The organism is Sphingomonas aerolata, from assembly GCF_023935825.1.
In the GTDB taxonomy this organism is placed as follows: Bacteria; Pseudomonadota; Alphaproteobacteria; order Sphingomonadales; family Sphingomonadaceae; genus Sphingomonas; species Sphingomonas aerolata.
In genome coordinates this window covers 1216125-1233323 of record NZ_CP098762.1, presented here as the reverse complement: position 1 = coordinate 1233323, position 17199 = coordinate 1216125, and the positions used below count along the sequence as shown (strand labels likewise).

Below are 17199 nucleotides of genomic sequence, written 5' to 3'. Positions count from 1 at the left end.
CCCCCCACCCCGCTAAAGCCCGCCCATGACCGAGATCACACCGCAGATCGTCGCCGACCACGGCCTGTCCCCCGAAGAATATGAGCGCGTGCTCCACGCGATCGGCCGCGAGCCCAATCTCGTCGAGCTCGGCATCTTCTCGGTGATGTGGTCCGAGCATTGCAGCTACAAGTCGAGCAAGATCCATCTGATGAAGCTGCCCACCAAGGGCGAGCGCGTCATCTGCGGCCCGGGCGAGAATGCCGGCGTCGTCGATATCGGTGACAACCAGGCGGCGATCTTCAAGATGGAGAGCCACAACCACCCGTCCTACATCGAACCCTATCAGGGCGCGGCGACCGGCGTCGGCGGCATCCTGCGCGACGTCTTCACGATGGGCGCGCGACCGATCGCCAACATGAACGCGCTGCGCTTCGGCCGGCCCGATCACCCCAAGATGCGGCACCTGATCTCGGGCGTGGTCCACGGCATCGGCGGCTATGGCAATTGCGTCGGCGTGCCGACCGTCGGCGGCGAGGTGAACTTCCACGCGGCGTATGACGGCAACATTCTGGTCAACGCGATGACCGTCGGGATCGCCGATCAGGACAAGATCTTCTATTCGGCCGCCAGCGGCATCGGCAATCCGATCGTCTATGTCGGCTCCAAGACCGGTCGCGACGGCATCCACGGCGCGACGATGGCGAGCGCGGACTTCGGTGAGGACTCGGACGCCAAGCGCCCGACCGTTCAGGTCGGCGATCCCTTCACCGAAAAGCTGCTGATCGAGGCCTGCCTCGAGCTCATGGCGACCGACGTCATCGTCGCGATCCAGGACATGGGCGCGGCCGGCCTCACCTCCTCATCGGTCGAGATGGCGTCGAAGGGCGGAGTCGGCATCGAACTCGTCATGGACGACGTGCCGCAGCGCGAAACCGGCATGACGCCGTACGAGATGATGCTGAGCGAAAGCCAGGAGCGGATGCTCATGGTGCTGAAGCCCGGCCGCGAGGCCGAGGCCGAGGCGATCTTCAAGAAGTGGGAGCTCGATTTCGCGGTGATCGGCCGCGTGACCGACACCGGCCGCATGGTGCTGACGTTCAAGGGCGAGACGGTCTGCGACATTCCGCTCGGGCCGCTTGCCGACGAGGCACCGCTCTACGATCGACCGCACGTGCCGACGCCCAAGCCCGCACCGCTCGAAAACGTGCCGCACAGCAACGACATTGCTGCCGACCTGGTGACCCTGATGGGTTCGCCCGACATCGCCTCGCGCCGCTGGATCTGGGAGCAGTATGACCACATGGTCGGCGCCGACACCGTGCAGCGCCCCGGTGGCGACGCCGCGGTCGTCCGCGTCCACGGCACGCAGAAGGCGCTGGCGATGACCACCGACTGCACACCGCGCTATTGCTTCGCCGATCCTGTTGAGGGCGGCAAGCAGGCGGTCGCCGAGGCATGGCGCAACCTCACCGCGGTCGGCGCGCTGCCCCTCGCGGTGACGAACTGCCTCAACTTCGCCAACCCGCAGCGTCCCGAGATCATGGGTCAGATCGTCGGCTGCCTCGAGGGGATGAGCGACGCGTGTATCGCGCTCGACTTCCCGATCGTGTCGGGCAACGTCTCGCTCTACAATGAATCCAAGGCGACCGGCGGCGGCTCGGCGATCCTGCCGACGCCCGCGATCGGTGCGATCGGCCTGCTCGCCGACTGGCAGAAGAATGCGACGATCGCGTTCAAGGGCTCGGGCGACATCATCCTCGCGGTTGGTACGCGACACGGTCATCTCGGCCAGTCGCTGTGGCTGCGCGAATGCCATGGCCGTGAGGAAGGCCCCCCGCCCGCGGTCGATCTGGCGGCGGAGCGTCGCGTCGGCGACCTCATCCGCAACGCGATCGCCGAGGGCCAGCTTTCGGCGGTCCACGACGTCTCGGACGGCGGCATCGCCGTGACCCTGGCCGAAATGGCGCTCGCGGGCGGCATCGGCGCGATGATCGACCGCAAGCAGCCCTTCGACTGCGCACGCGCTTTCTTTGCGGAGGACCAGGGCGTCTATATCGTCACCGTCGAGGATCACGCGCTGCTCGACTTCCTCGGCGCCGCACATGCCGCCGATGTCGAGGCCGAACCATTGGGCCGCACCGGCGGCAAGCGCCTGATCTTCGAACGCCCCGACCGCGACGACGTGATCGCACTCGACACGCTGCGCGCCGCGCATGAGGGCTTCTTCCCGAATTTGATGGGGGCAGACGCCGCGCTGGCCTGAACAACAACGCGGCATTAGTTGCGAATCAGACGCAAAAGCGCTTGCGACTGGTTCGCATTATCGCTAATTGGAAGCTCTCACGAGGGAGCTTCCATGGTCGTCTGCGTCTGCAATGCCATTCGAGAATCCGACGTCCGCAGCTGTGCGCGGGGCGGGTGCACGACGCCCTGCCAGGCGTTCCGTTCGCTGGGCCGTCAGCCGAAATGCGGTCAGTGCACATCGGTCGCCCGGGCGATCATCAACGAGGAACGCGCCGCAGCCTGACCGGGCGCGGCACCACGCGGCGCGATCCCGTCGCCCTTGCCGCCACGAACGTAAAACCGCTACATGCCGCTCAGAGGTGACGGAGTTATGGCAATGCGCGGCGATCCCACGGTAATCGATTTTCTGAACGAGGCGCTCAAGAACGAGTTGACCGCGGTCAACCAATATTGGCTCCATTATCGGATGCTCGAGCATTGGGGCGTCTACAAGCTTGCCCAGTATGAGCGCATGGAGTCGATCGACGAGATGAAGCATGCCGACTGGCTGTCGGAGCGCATCCTGTTTCTCGATGGCCTGCCCAATTTCCAGCTGCTCGGCCGCCTGCGCATCGGCGAGACCGTCGAGGAGGTTCTGAAATCGGACCTCGCGCTCGAGGTCGAGGCGACGATCCAGCTGAAGAGCGCGATCGCCTATTGCGAAGAAGTGAAGGACTATATCAGCCGCGACCTGTTCGCGCGTATCCTTGCCAGCGAGGAAGAGCATGTCGACACGATCGAACGCCAGTTCGAGATGATCGCGCGGATGGGCATCCACAACTACATCCAGCTCAACTCGATCTCCGAGCATGATTCGCCCAAGGCCGGTGCAGCACCCTATCTGAAGGGCTGAGCCCGTCTGCCGGTCGTCGTCCACGGCGACCGGCAACGCGCGCCGGCGGTGTGCTTATTCGGCGCCGAACCCCGATGGAACGGCACGCCGCCCGAACCCGCCAGCCGCGGGACGGCGAGGGACCAGCGGATTGGCCTCGCGTTCGAGGAGCGTCAACGTCTCGCCGAACAGTGGCCGCAACCGCGCGACATGCTCGAGCGCGGCATCCGGGGTATCGTGAAGCTCGACACAGTCGCGTGCGATCGTCTCGATCGTCTCCGCGAGGTCCGCCAGTGGCTCTGCGCCGAACTGGCGCGCCTCGCCCTTCAATGTATGCGCGGGGATGATCAGCGCCGCGGCGCTGCCGGCGCGCATCGCCGCCTCGATCGTGGCAACCGATTTCACGCCGTCTTCGCGGAAATAGCCCAGGATGCGGATGAACCCGCCGCCAAGCTCGCTGCGGGCCTGTTGAAACGCCGGCCAGTCGACCAGGGTGTTTCCTTCGAATGACACTGACGCCTACTCCCGTTTGGCCGGCCCGCCATGAACGTCGACGGTCAGCCTATCGCTATTCCGTAAAGACATTGTTGCTGTCGGACCCGCGTGTCACGACAAATATTGGCGCGACTGGATCGGAAATGATCGCCATGTCCGCGCCCGCCGCCGCGGCGACCGCCGCCAGCTCGGCAGGCGCACGCGGATCATCGGCGCGGACCTCGATCCGAACACTGGCCGGCATCCCGTCCGAGCCTGATCCGTCGCCCGCCTGACGCAGCGTTCTGGCCAGCCGCATCGCGGGCCAGGGGCACCGCATGCCCCGCGCGTCGATGCGGACCACCCCGGACGCCACCGTCTAGTAGCCGCCGCCGCCACCGCGATTATCGTCGTACGGGTTCTTCGGCGCGCGGAACATCAGCCGGACCGGCACCGCACCGAAGCCCAGATCCTTGCGCATCGAATTGACCAGATAGCGCTCGTAGCTCGCGGGCAGCTGGTCGACGCGCGTGCCGAAGATCACGAAGCTCGGCGGACGCGTCTTGACCTGCGTGACATAGCGCATCTTGATCCGCTTGCCGCCCGGCGCCGGCGGCGGCGTCGCCTCGATCGCGCGTTCGAACCAGCGGTTGAGCTCGCCGGTGCCGACGCGCTTCGACCAGGCGTCGCGCGTGTCGAAACACGCTTGGAGCAGTTGGTCGATGCCCTTGCCGGTCGCGCCCGACACGGTCATCACGGTCACGCCCTTGACCTGGCTGAGCCCGTCCTCGAGCGCGCGCTTGACGCCGTTGAACAACGACGACGCGCTCTCGGCGATATCCCATTTGTTCAGTGCGATGACGAGCGCACGGCCCTCCTGCAGCACCTTGTCGGCAATCCGCAGGTCCTGCGCCTCGAGCCCCAGCGTCGCGTCGAGCAGCAGCACGACGACCTCGGCGAAGTCGACCGCGTGGAGCGCGTCCTCGACCGACATCTTCTCGAGCTTGTCCTGGACCTTCGCACGCTTGCGCATCCCCGCCGTATCGATCAGCCGGACCTTGCGCGATTCGCCGCCGGTCGGATGCCAGTCGTAATCCACGCTGATCGAGTCGCGCGTGATGCCGGCCTCGGGACCGGTGATCATCCGGTCCTCGCCCAAGATGCGGTTGACCAGCGTCGACTTGCCCGCGTTCGGACGTCCGACGATCGCGAGCTTCAGCGGCCCCTCATATTCATTGTCGGGCTGTTCCTCCGGAACCTCGTCCTTGCCTTCGAGCAGCGGAAGCAACGCCTCGAACAGGTCGCCCATGCCCTCGCCATGCTCGGCGGACAGTTCGACCGGATCGCCGAAGCCGAGCGCCAACGACTCGAGCACGCCGTCATTGCCCGCGCGGCCCTCGGCCTTGTTGGCGACGAGCACGACCGGCACGTCGGCGGTGCGCAGCCAGCGGGCGATCTCCTCGTCGAGCGGCACGATGCCGGCGCGCGCGTCGAACAGGAACAATGCGACATCGGCCTGGCCGACCGCAGCCTCGGTCTGCTGACGCATCCGCCCGGGCAGCGTCTGCGCGTCATGATCCTCATATCCGGCGGTATCGATGATGCGGAAATCGAGCCCGATCAGCGACGCATCGCCCTCGCGGCGATCGCGCGTGACGCCGGGCCGGTCGTCGACCAGCGCGAGCTTCTTGCCGACGAGGCGGTTGAACAGGGTCGACTTGCCGACATTGGGGCGGCCGACGATTGCGACCACAGGGAGTTTGGACATGCCGTGCCCTTAGCGCGGGAACGCTCCGTCGTCACCTGTTACCCCTCTCCCACCGGGAGAGGGGTGATGGCTCACCGATAGGCGGTGATCTTGCCCTTCTGGTCGAGCGTGTAGAGCGTCGAATTCGCGACGATCGGCGGCAAAGTGAAGGGCGTCTTGGTCTCAATCGTGCTGCCGACCGCGCCATCGCCCGGATTGACCGAGACGATCTCGCCGCGCGAATTGGTCAGGATCAGGCGTCCGCCCGCCAGGATCGGGCCATACCAGGTCACCGGCCCCTTCTTCTTCTTCTCGTTATCGAACCGCTGCAGCTGTGCGATCCAACGTGCCTTGCCGTTCGACCGCGACAGGCAGACCAGCCGCGCATCGTCGGTCACCACGAACAGCCATTCGCCCGCGATCCAGGGGGTCGAGATGCCCGCGAAATTCTGTTCCCACAGACGCTGGCCGGTCGAGAGTTCGAGCGCGACCATGCGCCCGCCCTGCCCGACCGCATATACACGGCCGCCATCGATGACCGGGGCCGCGTCGATATCCGACAGGCTCGACACCGATGTGGTGATCGACGTGCGCGACAGCGCGTCCTGCCACAGGATGCGGCCATTCTCGTAGCGATAGGCGCTGAGCTCGCCGCTCGAGAAGCCCGACACGACGGTACCCTGGCTGACCGCGGGTGCCGCGACGCCGAACACGCCCTGCGTCTCCAGCGTGCCCGACTGGACCCACTGGACCTTGCCGTCACCCTGGTTGAGCGAGAAGATCTGGTTGTCCTGCGTCAGGACATAGACCGCACCGTTCGACACGGTCGGCGAGCCACGCAACGGGCCGCCGGGCTTGGCGCGCCACAGGATCGCGCCATCCGACGCGTTCATCGCGACCACATCGCCGACGCCGTCGGTCGCATAGACCTTGCCGTCGTCATAGCTCACGCCGCCGCCGAACCGCGCAGACTGGTTGATCTTGCCCTCGGTGATCGGCGTGGTCCACAACGCCCCGCCGGTGTCGGACTTGAACGCATGCGCGACGCCGTGGACGTCCATCACGAACAGCTTGTTCTCACCGACGACGGGCGGCGCGGCCATGCGTTCGCGGTTGGAGCCACCGTCGATCGACGCCTGCCATGCCTTGGTGGGCTGCGCGGCGAGCGCAAGCTGGCCCATCGACTTGGCAGGATTGCCGCCCGGCTGTGCCCAGGCGTCGTTGACCGAGGGGGCCGGCAGAAGGACCTGCACATCGGCGATCGTCGCGTCGGTCTCGACCCCGTTTTCGGAGGTCAGGATCGATACCCGGTTTCCGACCGTCGGGGTCTTCTTGACGCCACCCTTGAAGATGCCGCAGCCGCTCAAGGCCATGAGCGCAGCCACCGCGACCGTCACCCGATAAGACTTCGTCATTGCGCGTTGGTATCCTCATTTGATGCAGCAGCAGCGGCGGTCCCGGCCGTCCCGGTGCTGGCAACGGCGTCGACGCCCAGTACACCGGCCATCTGAACAGCGCGTTGACGAATCGTCTCGGGCACGCCGGGATCAGCCGCGATCTGGCCGAAAAGCGTCCCCGCCTGCTTGGTCTGGTTCATCCGGACATAGGCGACGGCGACCATCTCGCCCGCGCTGCCGAGCCAGGGGTTGCCCGTCACCGCAAGCGGACGCAGCCGCTCGACCACGACCTGCGGCTTGAGCGTGTCATATTCCGCCGACGTCTGCCGGACCAGCGCAAGGTCGCGGAACGGCTTGGCAACCGACGTGTCGGCGGCGATCGCCGCCAGCTTGGCCGCAGCGCCCTTCATATCCTCTTTCTGGAGAAGGATATCCGCTTCCGTGAACCTCGCCAGCGCGCTGTAACCGGCACGGTCGGACGCGGCGAGCTTGGTCAGCGTCGTGTTCGCCTCGGCGACCTTGTCCGCGGCCAGCGCGTCATAAGCGGCCTGGAGCTGCTCGCCCTCGACACCCGCCTGGGTTTCGGTGCGGTGCTGATAATAGAGGAATCCGGCCAGCGCGACGAGTGCTGCGACCACCCCGAGCGCGACCCATTTGCCCCAGGTCGTCCAGAAACCCGCGAGCTGATCGCGGCGCAGTTCTTCGTCGACCTCGCGGAGGAACGCTTCATCGGTTTTCGGCGGCAGGGCCAAGGGTGACTCCGGAGACAAAGGGAGGAAAGGATATCGGGGGATGGTGGAATGGCGCGGACCTTAGCCGCCACGCGTCCGAAACAAAAGCCGGATCAATCCACCGTGCCGGCGCGCGGCGCATAGCTCTGGTCGGGTCCCGGAAAGGCGCGGGCGCGAACCTCGTCGGCATAGGTCTCCGCCGCGCCCGAGATCTTGCCGGCGAGATCCTCGAACCGCTTCACGAACTTGGCGGTACGGTCGAACAGGCCGAGCATGTCCTCGGCAACAAGCACCTGGCCGTCGCACTCGACCGATGCGCCGATGCCGATCGTCGGACAGGCGACCGCGCGCGTGATCTCGATCGCGATCGGCTCGACCACCCCCTCGATCACGAGCGCGAATGCGCCCGCCTCGGCGACCGCCTTGGCATCCGCGACGATCTTCGCCGCCTCCTCGGGCGTACGGCCGCGCGCGCCATAGCCGCCCAGCACGTTGACCGCCTGCGGGGTGAGGCCGACATGCCCCATCACCGGGATGCCGCGCTCGACCAGGAACCGTACGGTCGGCGCCATCGCGGTGCCACCCTCGAGCTTCACCGCCGCCGCGCCGGTCTGCTTCAGCAGCCACGCGGCGCTTTCGAACGCCTTTTCGGGTGACGCTTCATAGCTGCCGAACGGCATGTCGATGACGACCACCGCGTGATAGCTGCCGCGCACCACCGCCGCGCCGTGCGCCGCCATCATTTCGAGCGTGACGGGCACGGTCGAGGGCAGGCCGTAGATCACCTGCCCCAGGCTGTCGCCGACCAGCAGCATGTCGCAGTGTGGATCCAGCAGCTGCGCGTTGCGCACCGTATAGGCGGTGAGCATGACGAGCGGCACCTGCCCCTTCTGCCGGCGGATCGCGGGGATCGTGAGGCGCTTGAGCGGGGCGGGTGTCGGGTTGGCGCGACTCGTCGCGGTGTCGAGCGTGTAGGTCGTGGACATGGGCGCGCGTTCTAGCGAAGCCGACACCGCTCGCCCAGCCCGTCCGATCGCGCCCACCCGGGCGGCGTGTCTCAGCCGACCGTCACGCCCTTCCAGAAGGCATAGCGATCCTTGATCTCGGCCGCGGCGGATTTGGGATCGGGATAGTACCAGACCGCATCGACGTTCCGTTTGCCGTCGACGACCAGCGTCTTGTAGCGCGCGGTGCCCTTCCACGGACAGTTCGACTGCGTCGCGCTGCCTTCGAGCAGCGCGGGATCGACGCTGTCCGCGGGGAAATAGTGATTGCCCTCGACGACGACGGTATCGTCGGACCGGGCGATTTCTTGGCCGTTCCATGTAGCGACAGGCATGCTCGTCTCCTTCAGGCGTTCCCCAGCCCCGCCGCCTCATACCGCTCGGGCTTGAACCCGACCAGCAGTGTCACGCCGGTATCGAGCACGGGGCGCTTGATCATCGACGGCTGCGCGACCATCAGCGCGACCGCCTTGTCCGCGTCCAGATCGGCGCGCTCGGGCTCGGGCAATTTCCGGAACGTGGTGCCGGCGCGGTTGAGCAATGGCTCCCACCCGACCCGGCCGATCCAGTCGCGCAGCCGTGCGTCCTCGATTCCGGCGGTCTTGTAGTCATGAAACACATAGGCGACGTCATGCGCTTCGAGCCACGCGCGCGCCTTCTTCATCGTGTCGCAATTCCTGATCCCGAACAGCGTGATCGTCAAAATCGCTTCCCCATAAAACACCCTGCCACGCATCCCGCGTGCCATCGCCTGTCAGTCCCGATAGCAGATCTGCCTGCCGATCGCGCAACAGCCGCAGTGCGGATTTTTGCCATGGACGGTGGAACCTCGGCGCCGCGAAATGGCTGTACGATGTACGGAATGACCAAGACAAGTTGCGGACATAGAAGGTTTTTCGGCGGGATGCCGTGAAAGACCTGTCGGGTCCGATGACGGCAGGCGATGGGAGCGGGATGATGACGGACAAGGCTGCAGAAGCGCGACAACTGAACCTCATTACCCTCTTATTCGCGATCCTCGCATTTGGCGGCATACTCGCGCTGGGCAGTGTCGACGCGAAGACGAAGCAGCAGCGGTACCGGATTGCGAAGACCTACCAGATCTCCGAACGGCAGAAGCTCGAACGCCGGCGCGCCCGTGCCGTGCAGGGGGTCATCGGCTCCACGTCTGCGCAGAGCGCCCCCTGACAGCAGCCTCCGCATATCCGGCCGGTGAAGCCGGTAGCATGAACTGCCCCGCGCGTTTAACGATGCGGGCATGACGCATCCATTCTACGCGATCCACACGCACGGCCTGATCCGGGTTGCTGCAGCAACACCGCGGGCGTCGGTCGGGGATACCGCCGCCAATGCCGCGGCGACGATCGCACTGGCGACGCAGGCGGATGCGCAGCATGTCGACCTCGTCGTCTTTCCCGAACTCAACCTCACCTCCTATGCGCTCGACGATCTGCATCTGCAGACCGCGCAGCAGCGTGCGACGCTGGCGGCGATCGACAGCGTCGTCGCGGCGAGTGCGACGCTGCGACCGGTGCTGCTGGTCGGCGCGGCGCTGGTGCGCGCGGGGCGGCTGTATAATTGCGCGGTGGTGATCGCGCGCGGTCGCGTGCTCGGGGTCGTGCCGAAGACCTTCCTGCCCAACTACCGCGAATTCTACGAAAAGCGCTGGTTCGCGAGCGGCGCGGGACTGACGGGGCTGTCGATCGATCTCGGCGGCGAGTCCGTGCCGTTCGGCACCGACCTGATCTTTGCGGCGCGCGACCTGCCGGGCTTCGTGGTCCATGCCGAAATCTGCGAGGATTACTGGGCCCCTACCCCGCCGTCGACCGCGGGCGCGCTGGCCGGCGCGCTGATCTGCTGCAACCTGTCCGCGTCGAACATCGTCATCGGCAAGGCGCGCGAGCGCGAGATGCTGGCGGCGGCGCAATCGGCGCGCGCGGTCTGCGCCTATGTCTATTCCGCGGCGGGCCCGGGTGAGAGCACGACCGAGGTTGCATGGGACGGCCAGGGGCTGATCCACGAGCTCGGCGAACAGCTCGCGCAATCGCGCCGCTTCGCGACCGAGCCGGATCTTGTCGTCGCGGACGTCGATTGCGAGCGGATCGCGCAGGAACGGCTGCGGACCGGCACGTTCAACGACGCGGCGGCGTTTGCGGGGCATCCCGAGACGCGCGTCCGGCGGATCGCGTTCGATCACCTGACCGATCCTGCCGTCGCGGATGTCGGGCTCGAACGCGTCGTCCCCCGCTTCCCGTTCGTCCCCAATGATCCCGCCCGCCGCGACGAGGATTGTTACGAGGCGTTCAACATCCAGGTGGAAGCGCTGGCGAAGCGGCTCGAGGCCGCGCACGCCCGCACGCTGGTGATCGGCGTGTCGGGCGGGCTCGACTCGACCCACGCGCTGATCGTCGCGGCCAAGGCGATGGACCGGCTCGGCCGCCCGCGCGCCGACATCCTCGGCTTCACCATGCCCGGTTTCGCGACGGGCGAAGGCACGAAGGCGAATGCCTGGGCGCTGATGCGCGCGCTGGGCATCACCGCCGAGGAAATCGACATCCGCCCCGCGGCGCGGCGGATGCTTGAGGATATGCGGCATCCCTTCGCCGATGGCGCGCCGACCTATGACATCACCTTCGAGAACGTCCAGGCGGGGTTGCGGACCGATTATCTGTTCCGTCTCGCCAATCAGCGCGGCGGGATCGTCGTCGGCACGGGCGACCTGAGCGAGATGGCGCTGGGCTGGTGCACCTACGGCGTCGGCGACCAGATGAGCCATTATGCGGTCAACGCGGGCGTGCCCAAGACGCTGATACAGTTCCTGATCCGCTGGTGCATCCGCACCGGCCAGTATGACGCGGCGACCGATGCGATCCTGTCGACGATCGTCGCCCAGGAAATCTCTCCCGAACTCGTCCCCGCGGGGGTGGACGGCGCGCTGCAGAGCACCGAATCGATGATCGGGCCTTATGCGCTGAACGATTTCTTCGCGCATTACGTGATCCGCTATGGCCTCGCGCCGTCGAAGATCGCGTTTCTCGCCTGGCATGCCTGGCGCGATGCGGAGAGCGGGGCATGGCCCGCGGACCTGCCGGCGACTGCGCGCGTCGCCTATGACCTGCCGACGATAACCGCATGGCTCGAAAGGTTTCTTCAGCGCTTTTTCGCGACGAGCCAGTTCAAGCGCTCTGCGCTGCCGAACGGGCCAAAGGTCTCGGCGGGCGGCGCATTGTCGCCGCGCGGCGACTGGCGCGCACCGTCGGATGGAACCGCGCGGGTCTGGATCGACGAATTGCGCTCAGCCGTTCCGCAGGCCGAGCCGGGCGACCTTGCATAAATTGCGTGCCGCGCGCATTATGAAAATCCTATGACAGTGGCTCCACCGGATGGATCGCGCGATCGCCGGATCGAGATCCCATCTAACCTTTGGCTGATTCACCCGGCAGGCCGCGCGCTTTTGCCCCTCGCACTCGCGCGTCGCATCTCGGCGAACACGGTGTCGGTGGCGGGACTGGTCCTGGGGGGCGCTGCTGCGCTGGCCTATACGCATTGGGGCAATCCCGCTTTGGCACTAATCGGCCTGGCCCTGTCGATCGGGTGGCTGATCGCCGATGGTCTGGACGGCATGGTCGCCCGCGCGACCAAGACCGCGAGCCCGCTCGGGCGGATGCTCGACGGCCTGTGCGATCACGGTGTGTTCGCGCTGATCTACATCTCGCTCGCCCTCACCATCGACACGCCAGAGGCCTGGATCCTCGCGGTTGCGGCGGGCGCCGCGCACGCGGTGCAGTCGAACATGTACGAGGGTGAGCGCTCGCGCTTCCATCGCCGGATCCGCGGCGTCGCGCTCGACGCGCCGCCGGTGCCGACCGGCAACGCGCTCGTCCGCTTCTATGACGGGGTGGCCGGCAGCATCGACCGGATCGCGATGCCGTTCGAACGCACGCTCGGTCAGGCCAGCGATCCTGTCGCGCTTGGCCAGAGCTATGCCACGCGCGCCGTCGCGCCATTGCGCTTCATGGCCTTGCTAACCGCGAATGTCAGAGTATGGGCGATCTTCGTCGCCTGCTTTGCGGGCAACCCGCGCATCTTCTGGTGGTTCGAGATCGTCCCTCTGACGCTCGTCGCCATCGTCGGGCTCGTCTGGCACCGTCGTGTCGAACGGGCTTTCGTCCGTAATACCACACCGCCGCGATCGAAGACCGCGTCGCGCATGCATCTTTCGTAAGGAACAGGGTCAGTAATGAATAGCATTCGGATCGCCGTGGTCGGCATCGGCAACTGCGCGAGCTCGCTCGTCCAGGGTCTCGAGCATTATCGCGAGGGGGCAAACGACCAGGTCGGCCTGATGCATTTCGATATGGGTGGCTACAAGCCAAGCGACATCAAGGTCGTCGCGGCGTGGGACGTCGATCGTCGCAAGGTCGGCAAGGACGTCGCCGAGGCGATCTTCGCCAAGCCCAACTGCACCGCAGTGTTCGCCCCCAATGTCGGCAACACCGGCACCATCGTGAAGATGGGCAAGACGCTCGACGGCGTCGCCGATCACATGTCCGACTTCAAGGACGACCGTACGTTCCTCCTCGCCGACGCCGCAGAGCCGACGCGTGAGCAGGTCATCGCGGATCTGAAGGCGTCAGGCGCCGACGTGCTGATGAACTACCTGCCCGTCGGTTCGCAGGAAGCGACCGAATTCTATGCCGACTGCGCGATCGAAGCCGGCGTGGCGTTCGTCAACAACATCCCCGTCTTCATCGCATCGAACCCCGTCTGGGCAAAGAAGTTCGAAGACGCCGGCGTCGCGATCATCGGCGACGACATCAAGGCACAGCTCGGTGCGACGATCGTCCACCGCGTGCTGACCGACCTGTTCGCCAAGCGCGGCGTGAAGCTGGATCGCACCTACCAGCTCAACACCGGCGGCAACACCGACTTCCTCAACATGTCGAACCATCGCCGTCTCGAGTCGAAGAAGATCTCGAAGACCGAAGCCGTCCAGTCGGTCGCGGCCGAGCGGATGGATGACGACAACGTCCATATCGGCCCGTCGGACTATGTCCCCTGGCAGAACGACAACAAGGTCTGCTTCCTGCGCATGGAAGGCCAGCTGTTCGGCGGCGTGCCGATGAACCTCGAGCTGCGTCTTTCGGTTGAGGATTCGCCCAACTCGGCGGGTGTCGCGATCGACATGATCCGCTGCGCCAAGATCGCCAAGGATCGCGGCATCGCCGGCGTGATCGACCCTGCCTCGGCCTATTTCTGCAAGCATCCCCGCACGCAGATGACCGACGATCTCGCGCAGATCGAGGTCGAGCGGTTCATCAAGGCCGCCTGACATGATCGAGACGGCTGTCATCCTCGCCGCCGGGGAGGGCAGCCGTCTTCGCGCCTCGGCGCCCTATAAACCCCTCTGCCCGGTCGCCGGCCGCCCCCTCATCGCGCACGCGCTCGAGGGTCTTGCGGAAGCCGGCCTCAAGCGTGCGATCGTCACGCTGAGCTATGGCCGCGATGCGATCGAGGCCTATCTCGCCAGCCGCAGCTGGCCGCTCCATGTCGAAACCGTCCTTGCGGATCACCGCGAGCCCAATGGCGTATCGGTGCTTGCCGCGACCGACGCGCTGGCCGGTGAGGACGCGATTCTTGCGATGTGCGACCACCTCGTTCTCCCCGCGCTGTATCGCCGCATGGCCACCGCCGGATCGGGCAACGGGCTTCGGCTCGGCATCGACCGCCGGCTCGGCCATCCCTGGGTCGACCCCGAAGACGTCACGTGTGTCGCGACCAACGGGTCGGCGATCGTGGCGATCGGCAAGGGCCTCGAACCGCATGACGCCTATGACACGGGCGTTTTTGCGATCTCGCCGCGCCTCGGCGCCGCGCTTGCCACGCTCGCGAGTCCCTCGCTGACCGAAGGCGTCCGCATGCTCGTCGCGGAGAACGGTGCCGACGTGGTCGACTGCAGCGATATCGACTGGATCGACGTCGACGACGCAGCCGCCCTCGCACATGCCGAACGCTGGATGAGCCAGGCCGCCTGAACAGGCCCCGGGCGCGTCAGCCCAGCGGGCGGTCGAGCGAGGTGGGCGGCACGCTGAACCATGTCGGCCCCGCTTCGGTCATGTGGAAGCAATCCTCGATCCGGATGCCATAGCGCCCGGGGATGTAGATGCCGGGCTCGTCGCTGAAACACATGCCTGCCGCGAGTTTAGTCGTCTCGCCCCGTACCAGATTGACCGGTTCGTGCCCGTCCATGCCGATCCCGTGCCCCGTCCGGTGCGACAGCCCGGGCAGCTTATAGCCCGGACCATAGCCCAGCGCCTGGTAATGCTGCCGCACCGCATCGTCGACGCTGCCCGCGGTCGCGCCGATCCGCGCGGCGGCAAACGCGATCTGCTGACCGCGCATCGCCTGGTCCCAGGTCTTGCGCTGGTCGGCGGTAGCCGATCCGTGAACCCAGGTGCGCGAGATGTCCGACTGATAGCCCTGCACGGTGCACCCGCAATCCATCAGCACGACCTGCCCGTTCGCGACGCGGTGGATCTCCCGGCTGCCATGCGGATAGGCCGAGGCTTCGCCGACCAGCGCCATCGAGAATTCGGGCGCCCCGCCGAGCTTCCGCGTCGCGGCCGTCATCAGCGCGCCGATCTCGGGACCGGTCATGCCGGTCTCGACCCGCGCATGTGTCCAGCGATAGGCGGCGAGCGTGACGTCCGTCGCTGTCTGCATCAGCGCGATCTCGGCGGGCGTCTTGATCATCCGACAGCCGCGCACGACCGGGTTGGCGGATACGATCCGCGCCTCCGGTACCAGCCGACGCAGCGCGTCGACGGCGAAGAAGCGCATCGTCTCCTCGATCGCGATCGGCCGCGCGATCAGCCTGCGATCGCGCAGGAAGCCCGCCACCACCGCGAGCGGGTTCTGATCCTCCTGCCAGACGCGGACCTCCGCCGGCATTGCGAGCGTCTCGCGCACCGACGGCTCCTCGAAAAACGGCGTGACGATACAGGGCTGCCCCTCGACCGGCAGGATCGCGGCGGTCAGCCGCTCGCTCCGGCTCCAGCGGACACCGGTGAAATAGAGCATCGACGATCCAGGCTCGATCAGGACCGCGCCGATCCCTGCCGCCTTCATCAGCGCCTGGGCGCGCGACAGCCGGGCGGCGCGCTCGTCCGCATCGATCGGCTTGGCACCCCCCGTGAGATCGGACAGCGCCGACAGGTCGGGCTCGGCCGCGCGCAGCACCGCGCCGATCGACAGCAGCGGGAGCGCGGCGGCGGCACCGAGGAGCGTGCGCCTGGTGGGTAAATCGGGAGAGATTGCCATGCCGGGACGATAGGGTCCTTGACCCGGGCGCCGCAATCCCCTTCCCTCCTGCGCGAGTTTCGGGAGCGTTTAATGGCCAAGCGGCTAACCTATTATATCCTGTTCGGGCTGGTCGCCGGCATGGCCGTCGGCTGGATCCTCAACGCGTCGATCGACGACGGCAGCGCGCAATCCGCCGCGCAGCTGAAGGACATTGCCGGCTATTTCTCGATCGTCACGTCGCTGTTCCTGCGGCTGATCAAGATGATCATCGCGCCCTTGGTCTTCTCGACGCTGGTCGTCGGCATCGCGCATATGGGCGACACCGGGGCGCTCGGCCGCGTCGGCCTGCGCAGTCTCGGCTGGTTCATCTGTGCGAGCCTGTTGTCGCTGACGCTCGGCATGATCCTGGTGAACGTGCTGCAGCCCGGGGTCGGCCTCGCGCTCGCCATCCCGCCGGCGACCGCGTCGAGCGGCGTCGACCGAGCCGCCTTCGATCTCGCCAAGTTCATCACCCATATCGTTCCCGACTCGATGATCTCGGCGATGGCGAGCAACGAGATTCTTCAGATCGTCGTCTTCTCGGTGTTCGTCGGCGTCGCGATCACCGCGGTCGGCGAAAAGGCCGCCCCGCTCGTCAAGGCGATCGAGGCGCTCGTCGCGGTCATGCTGCAGATCACGAATTACGTGATGCGGTTCGCGCCGTTCGCGGTGTTCGCCGCGGTGACCGCGACGCTCGCGGAACGGGGCCCCAGCATCCTCGGCGATCTCGGCTATTTCATGCTGACCTTCTATCTCGGGCTGGCACTGCTCTGGCTGATGCTGATCGGCATCGCCTTCCTGCTCATCGGCCCGCGGACGCGGCTGCTGGTGCGCTATATCCGCGACCCGCTGATCCTCGCCTTCTCCGCGGCATCGTCGGAGGCGGCCTATCCGCGCACGCTCGAGGCGCTCGACCGCTTCGGCGTGCCGCCGCGGATCGCCAGCTTCGTGTTGCCGCTCGGCTATTCGTTCAATCTCGACGGGTCGATGATGTACATGACGTTCGCGTCGCTGTTCATCGCCCAGGCCTACGGCATCGACATGCCGATCGGGCAGCAGATCGCCATGCTGCTCGTGCTGATGGTCACGTCGAAGGGCATCGCGGGCGTGCCGCGTGCCTCGCTCGTGGTGATCGCGGGGACGCTGTCGATGTTCAAAATTCCGGAGGCCGGCATCCTGCTCATCCTCGCGGTCGATCACTTCCTCGACATGGGCCGATCGGCGACCAACGTCATCGGCAATGCGGTCGCCGCGACTGTGGTCGCAAAGTGGGAGGGCGGGCTCGACGAGCGTGAACCCGCCGACCGCGACCCGCCGCACGCACCGACCGGGCATGGCCCGAAGGTGAATGTCGACAGCTATGAGAAGATCAAACCCGGCCAGGCCTGAGCGGCACGGGACGTCAGGA

The 17199-nt window shown here is 66.5% G+C and carries 18 protein-coding genes; 9 read left to right on the top strand and 9 right to left on the bottom strand.

The features are described 5' to 3' along the window. The first annotated feature begins 25 nt into the window (after nucleotides 1-25). The 3 genes from purL (at nucleotide 26) to bfr (ending at nucleotide 3118) form a co-directional block, all read left to right on the top strand. Nucleotides 26-2245 carry a phosphoribosylformylglycinamidine synthase subunit PurL gene (purL, locus tag NEF64_RS05795; protein ID WP_166746066.1) on the top strand — a complete coding sequence of 740 codons (2220 nt, stop codon included), beginning with the start codon at nucleotides 26-28 and terminating at the stop codon, nucleotides 2243-2245. Between the two features lie 93 nt (nucleotides 2246-2338). Beyond that, the gene (locus NEF64_RS05790) at nucleotides 2339-2509 is read left to right on the top strand and encodes a (2Fe-2S)-binding protein (protein WP_037527780.1); all 171 of its coding nucleotides are present in this window, start codon (nucleotides 2339-2341) and stop codon (nucleotides 2507-2509) included. A gap of 93 nt (nucleotides 2510-2602) precedes the next feature. Further along, nucleotides 2603-3118 carry a bacterioferritin gene (gene bfr / locus NEF64_RS05785; protein ID WP_042467738.1) on the top strand — a complete coding sequence of 172 codons (516 nt, stop codon included), beginning with the start codon at nucleotides 2603-2605 and terminating at the stop codon, nucleotides 3116-3118. Between the two features lie 54 nt (nucleotides 3119-3172). On the opposite strand, the gene NEF64_RS05780 is transcribed toward bfr, so the two are convergent. The 8 genes from NEF64_RS05780 to NEF64_RS05745 form a co-directional block, all read right to left on the bottom strand. Continuing rightward, a complete protein-coding gene (locus tag NEF64_RS05780) occupies nucleotides 3173-3610 on the bottom strand; it encodes an Hpt domain-containing protein (RefSeq protein ID WP_031395627.1) in 438 nt (145 codons plus the stop codon). Between the two features lie 55 nt (nucleotides 3611-3665). Next, entirely contained in the window at nucleotides 3666-3935 is a 270-nt protein-coding gene (locus NEF64_RS05775) for a sulfurtransferase TusA family protein (RefSeq protein ID WP_261362617.1), read from the bottom strand. A 15-nt stretch (nucleotides 3936-3950) separates the two neighbouring features. Then, nucleotides 3951-5339 carry a ribosome biogenesis GTPase Der gene (der, locus tag NEF64_RS05770; protein WP_031395626.1) on the bottom strand — a complete coding sequence of 463 codons (1389 nt, stop codon included), beginning with the start codon at nucleotides 5337-5339 and terminating at the stop codon, nucleotides 3951-3953. 71 nt (nucleotides 5340-5410) lie between these two features. Beyond that, entirely contained in the window at nucleotides 5411-6733 is a 1323-nt protein-coding gene (locus NEF64_RS05765; RefSeq protein ID WP_056406153.1) for an outer membrane protein assembly factor BamB family protein, read from the bottom strand. Further along, nucleotides 6730-7467 (bottom strand): tetratricopeptide repeat protein, encoded by a 738-nt coding sequence (locus tag NEF64_RS05760; protein WP_031441741.1) that lies wholly within the window; start codon nucleotides 7465-7467, stop codon nucleotides 6730-6732. The genes NEF64_RS05765 and NEF64_RS05760 overlap by 4 nt, the downstream gene beginning before the upstream one ends. A gap of 92 nt (nucleotides 7468-7559) precedes the next feature. Continuing rightward, nucleotides 7560-8432: a 3-methyl-2-oxobutanoate hydroxymethyltransferase gene (gene panB / locus NEF64_RS05755; protein ID WP_031395623.1), complete on the bottom strand. Its 873-nt coding sequence runs from the start codon at nucleotides 8430-8432 to the stop codon at nucleotides 7560-7562. A 71-nt stretch (nucleotides 8433-8503) separates the two neighbouring features. Beyond that, on the bottom strand, nucleotides 8504-8785 hold the full coding sequence (locus tag NEF64_RS05750) for a DUF427 domain-containing protein (RefSeq protein ID WP_056406152.1): 282 nt from the start codon (nucleotides 8783-8785) through the stop codon (nucleotides 8504-8506). Nucleotides 8786-8796: 11 nt separating this feature from the next. Continuing rightward, nucleotides 8797-9153 (bottom strand): ArsC family reductase, encoded by a 357-nt coding sequence (locus NEF64_RS05745; protein WP_200912171.1) that lies wholly within the window; start codon nucleotides 9151-9153, stop codon nucleotides 8797-8799. Between the two features lie 251 nt (nucleotides 9154-9404). Here NEF64_RS05745 and NEF64_RS05740 point away from each other — a divergent pair, with 251 nt between their 5' ends. The 5 genes from NEF64_RS05740 to NEF64_RS05720 all read left to right on the top strand — a co-directional run bounded on the left by NEF64_RS05740 (nucleotide 9405) and on the right by NEF64_RS05720 (nucleotide 14485). Beyond that, nucleotides 9405-9638: a hypothetical protein gene (locus NEF64_RS05740; protein ID WP_156360325.1), complete on the top strand. Its 234-nt coding sequence runs from the start codon at nucleotides 9405-9407 to the stop codon at nucleotides 9636-9638. Nucleotides 9639-9708: 70 nt separating this feature from the next. Continuing rightward, nucleotides 9709-11784, top strand: a complete 2076-nt coding sequence (locus tag NEF64_RS05735) for an NAD(+) synthase (protein WP_056406150.1) — start codon at nucleotides 9709-9711, stop codon at nucleotides 11782-11784. Between the two features lie 120 nt (nucleotides 11785-11904). Further along, a complete protein-coding gene (locus NEF64_RS05730; protein WP_234387504.1) occupies nucleotides 11905-12675 on the top strand; it encodes a CDP-alcohol phosphatidyltransferase family protein in 771 nt (256 codons plus the stop codon). A 15-nt stretch (nucleotides 12676-12690) separates the two neighbouring features. After that, nucleotides 12691-13782 (top strand): inositol-3-phosphate synthase, encoded by a 1092-nt coding sequence (locus tag NEF64_RS05725; protein ID WP_031396675.1) that lies wholly within the window; start codon nucleotides 12691-12693, stop codon nucleotides 13780-13782. 1 nt (nucleotide 13783) lies between these two features. Then, nucleotides 13784-14485 carry a phosphocholine cytidylyltransferase family protein gene (locus NEF64_RS05720; protein ID WP_056406149.1) on the top strand — a complete coding sequence of 234 codons (702 nt, stop codon included), beginning with the start codon at nucleotides 13784-13786 and terminating at the stop codon, nucleotides 14483-14485. Between the two features lie 16 nt (nucleotides 14486-14501). Here NEF64_RS05720 and NEF64_RS05715 read toward each other — a convergent pair whose 3' ends face one another. Continuing rightward, on the bottom strand, nucleotides 14502-15770 hold the full coding sequence (locus tag NEF64_RS05715; RefSeq protein ID WP_056406148.1) for a M24 family metallopeptidase: 1269 nt from the start codon (nucleotides 15768-15770) through the stop codon (nucleotides 14502-14504). A 72-nt stretch (nucleotides 15771-15842) separates the two neighbouring features. On the opposite strand from NEF64_RS05715, the gene NEF64_RS05710 reads away from it, so the two are divergent. Continuing rightward, nucleotides 15843-17180 (top strand): dicarboxylate/amino acid:cation symporter, encoded by a 1338-nt coding sequence (locus tag NEF64_RS05710; RefSeq protein WP_031441733.1) that lies wholly within the window; start codon nucleotides 15843-15845, stop codon nucleotides 17178-17180. Nucleotides 17181-17199: the final 19 nt, after the last annotated feature.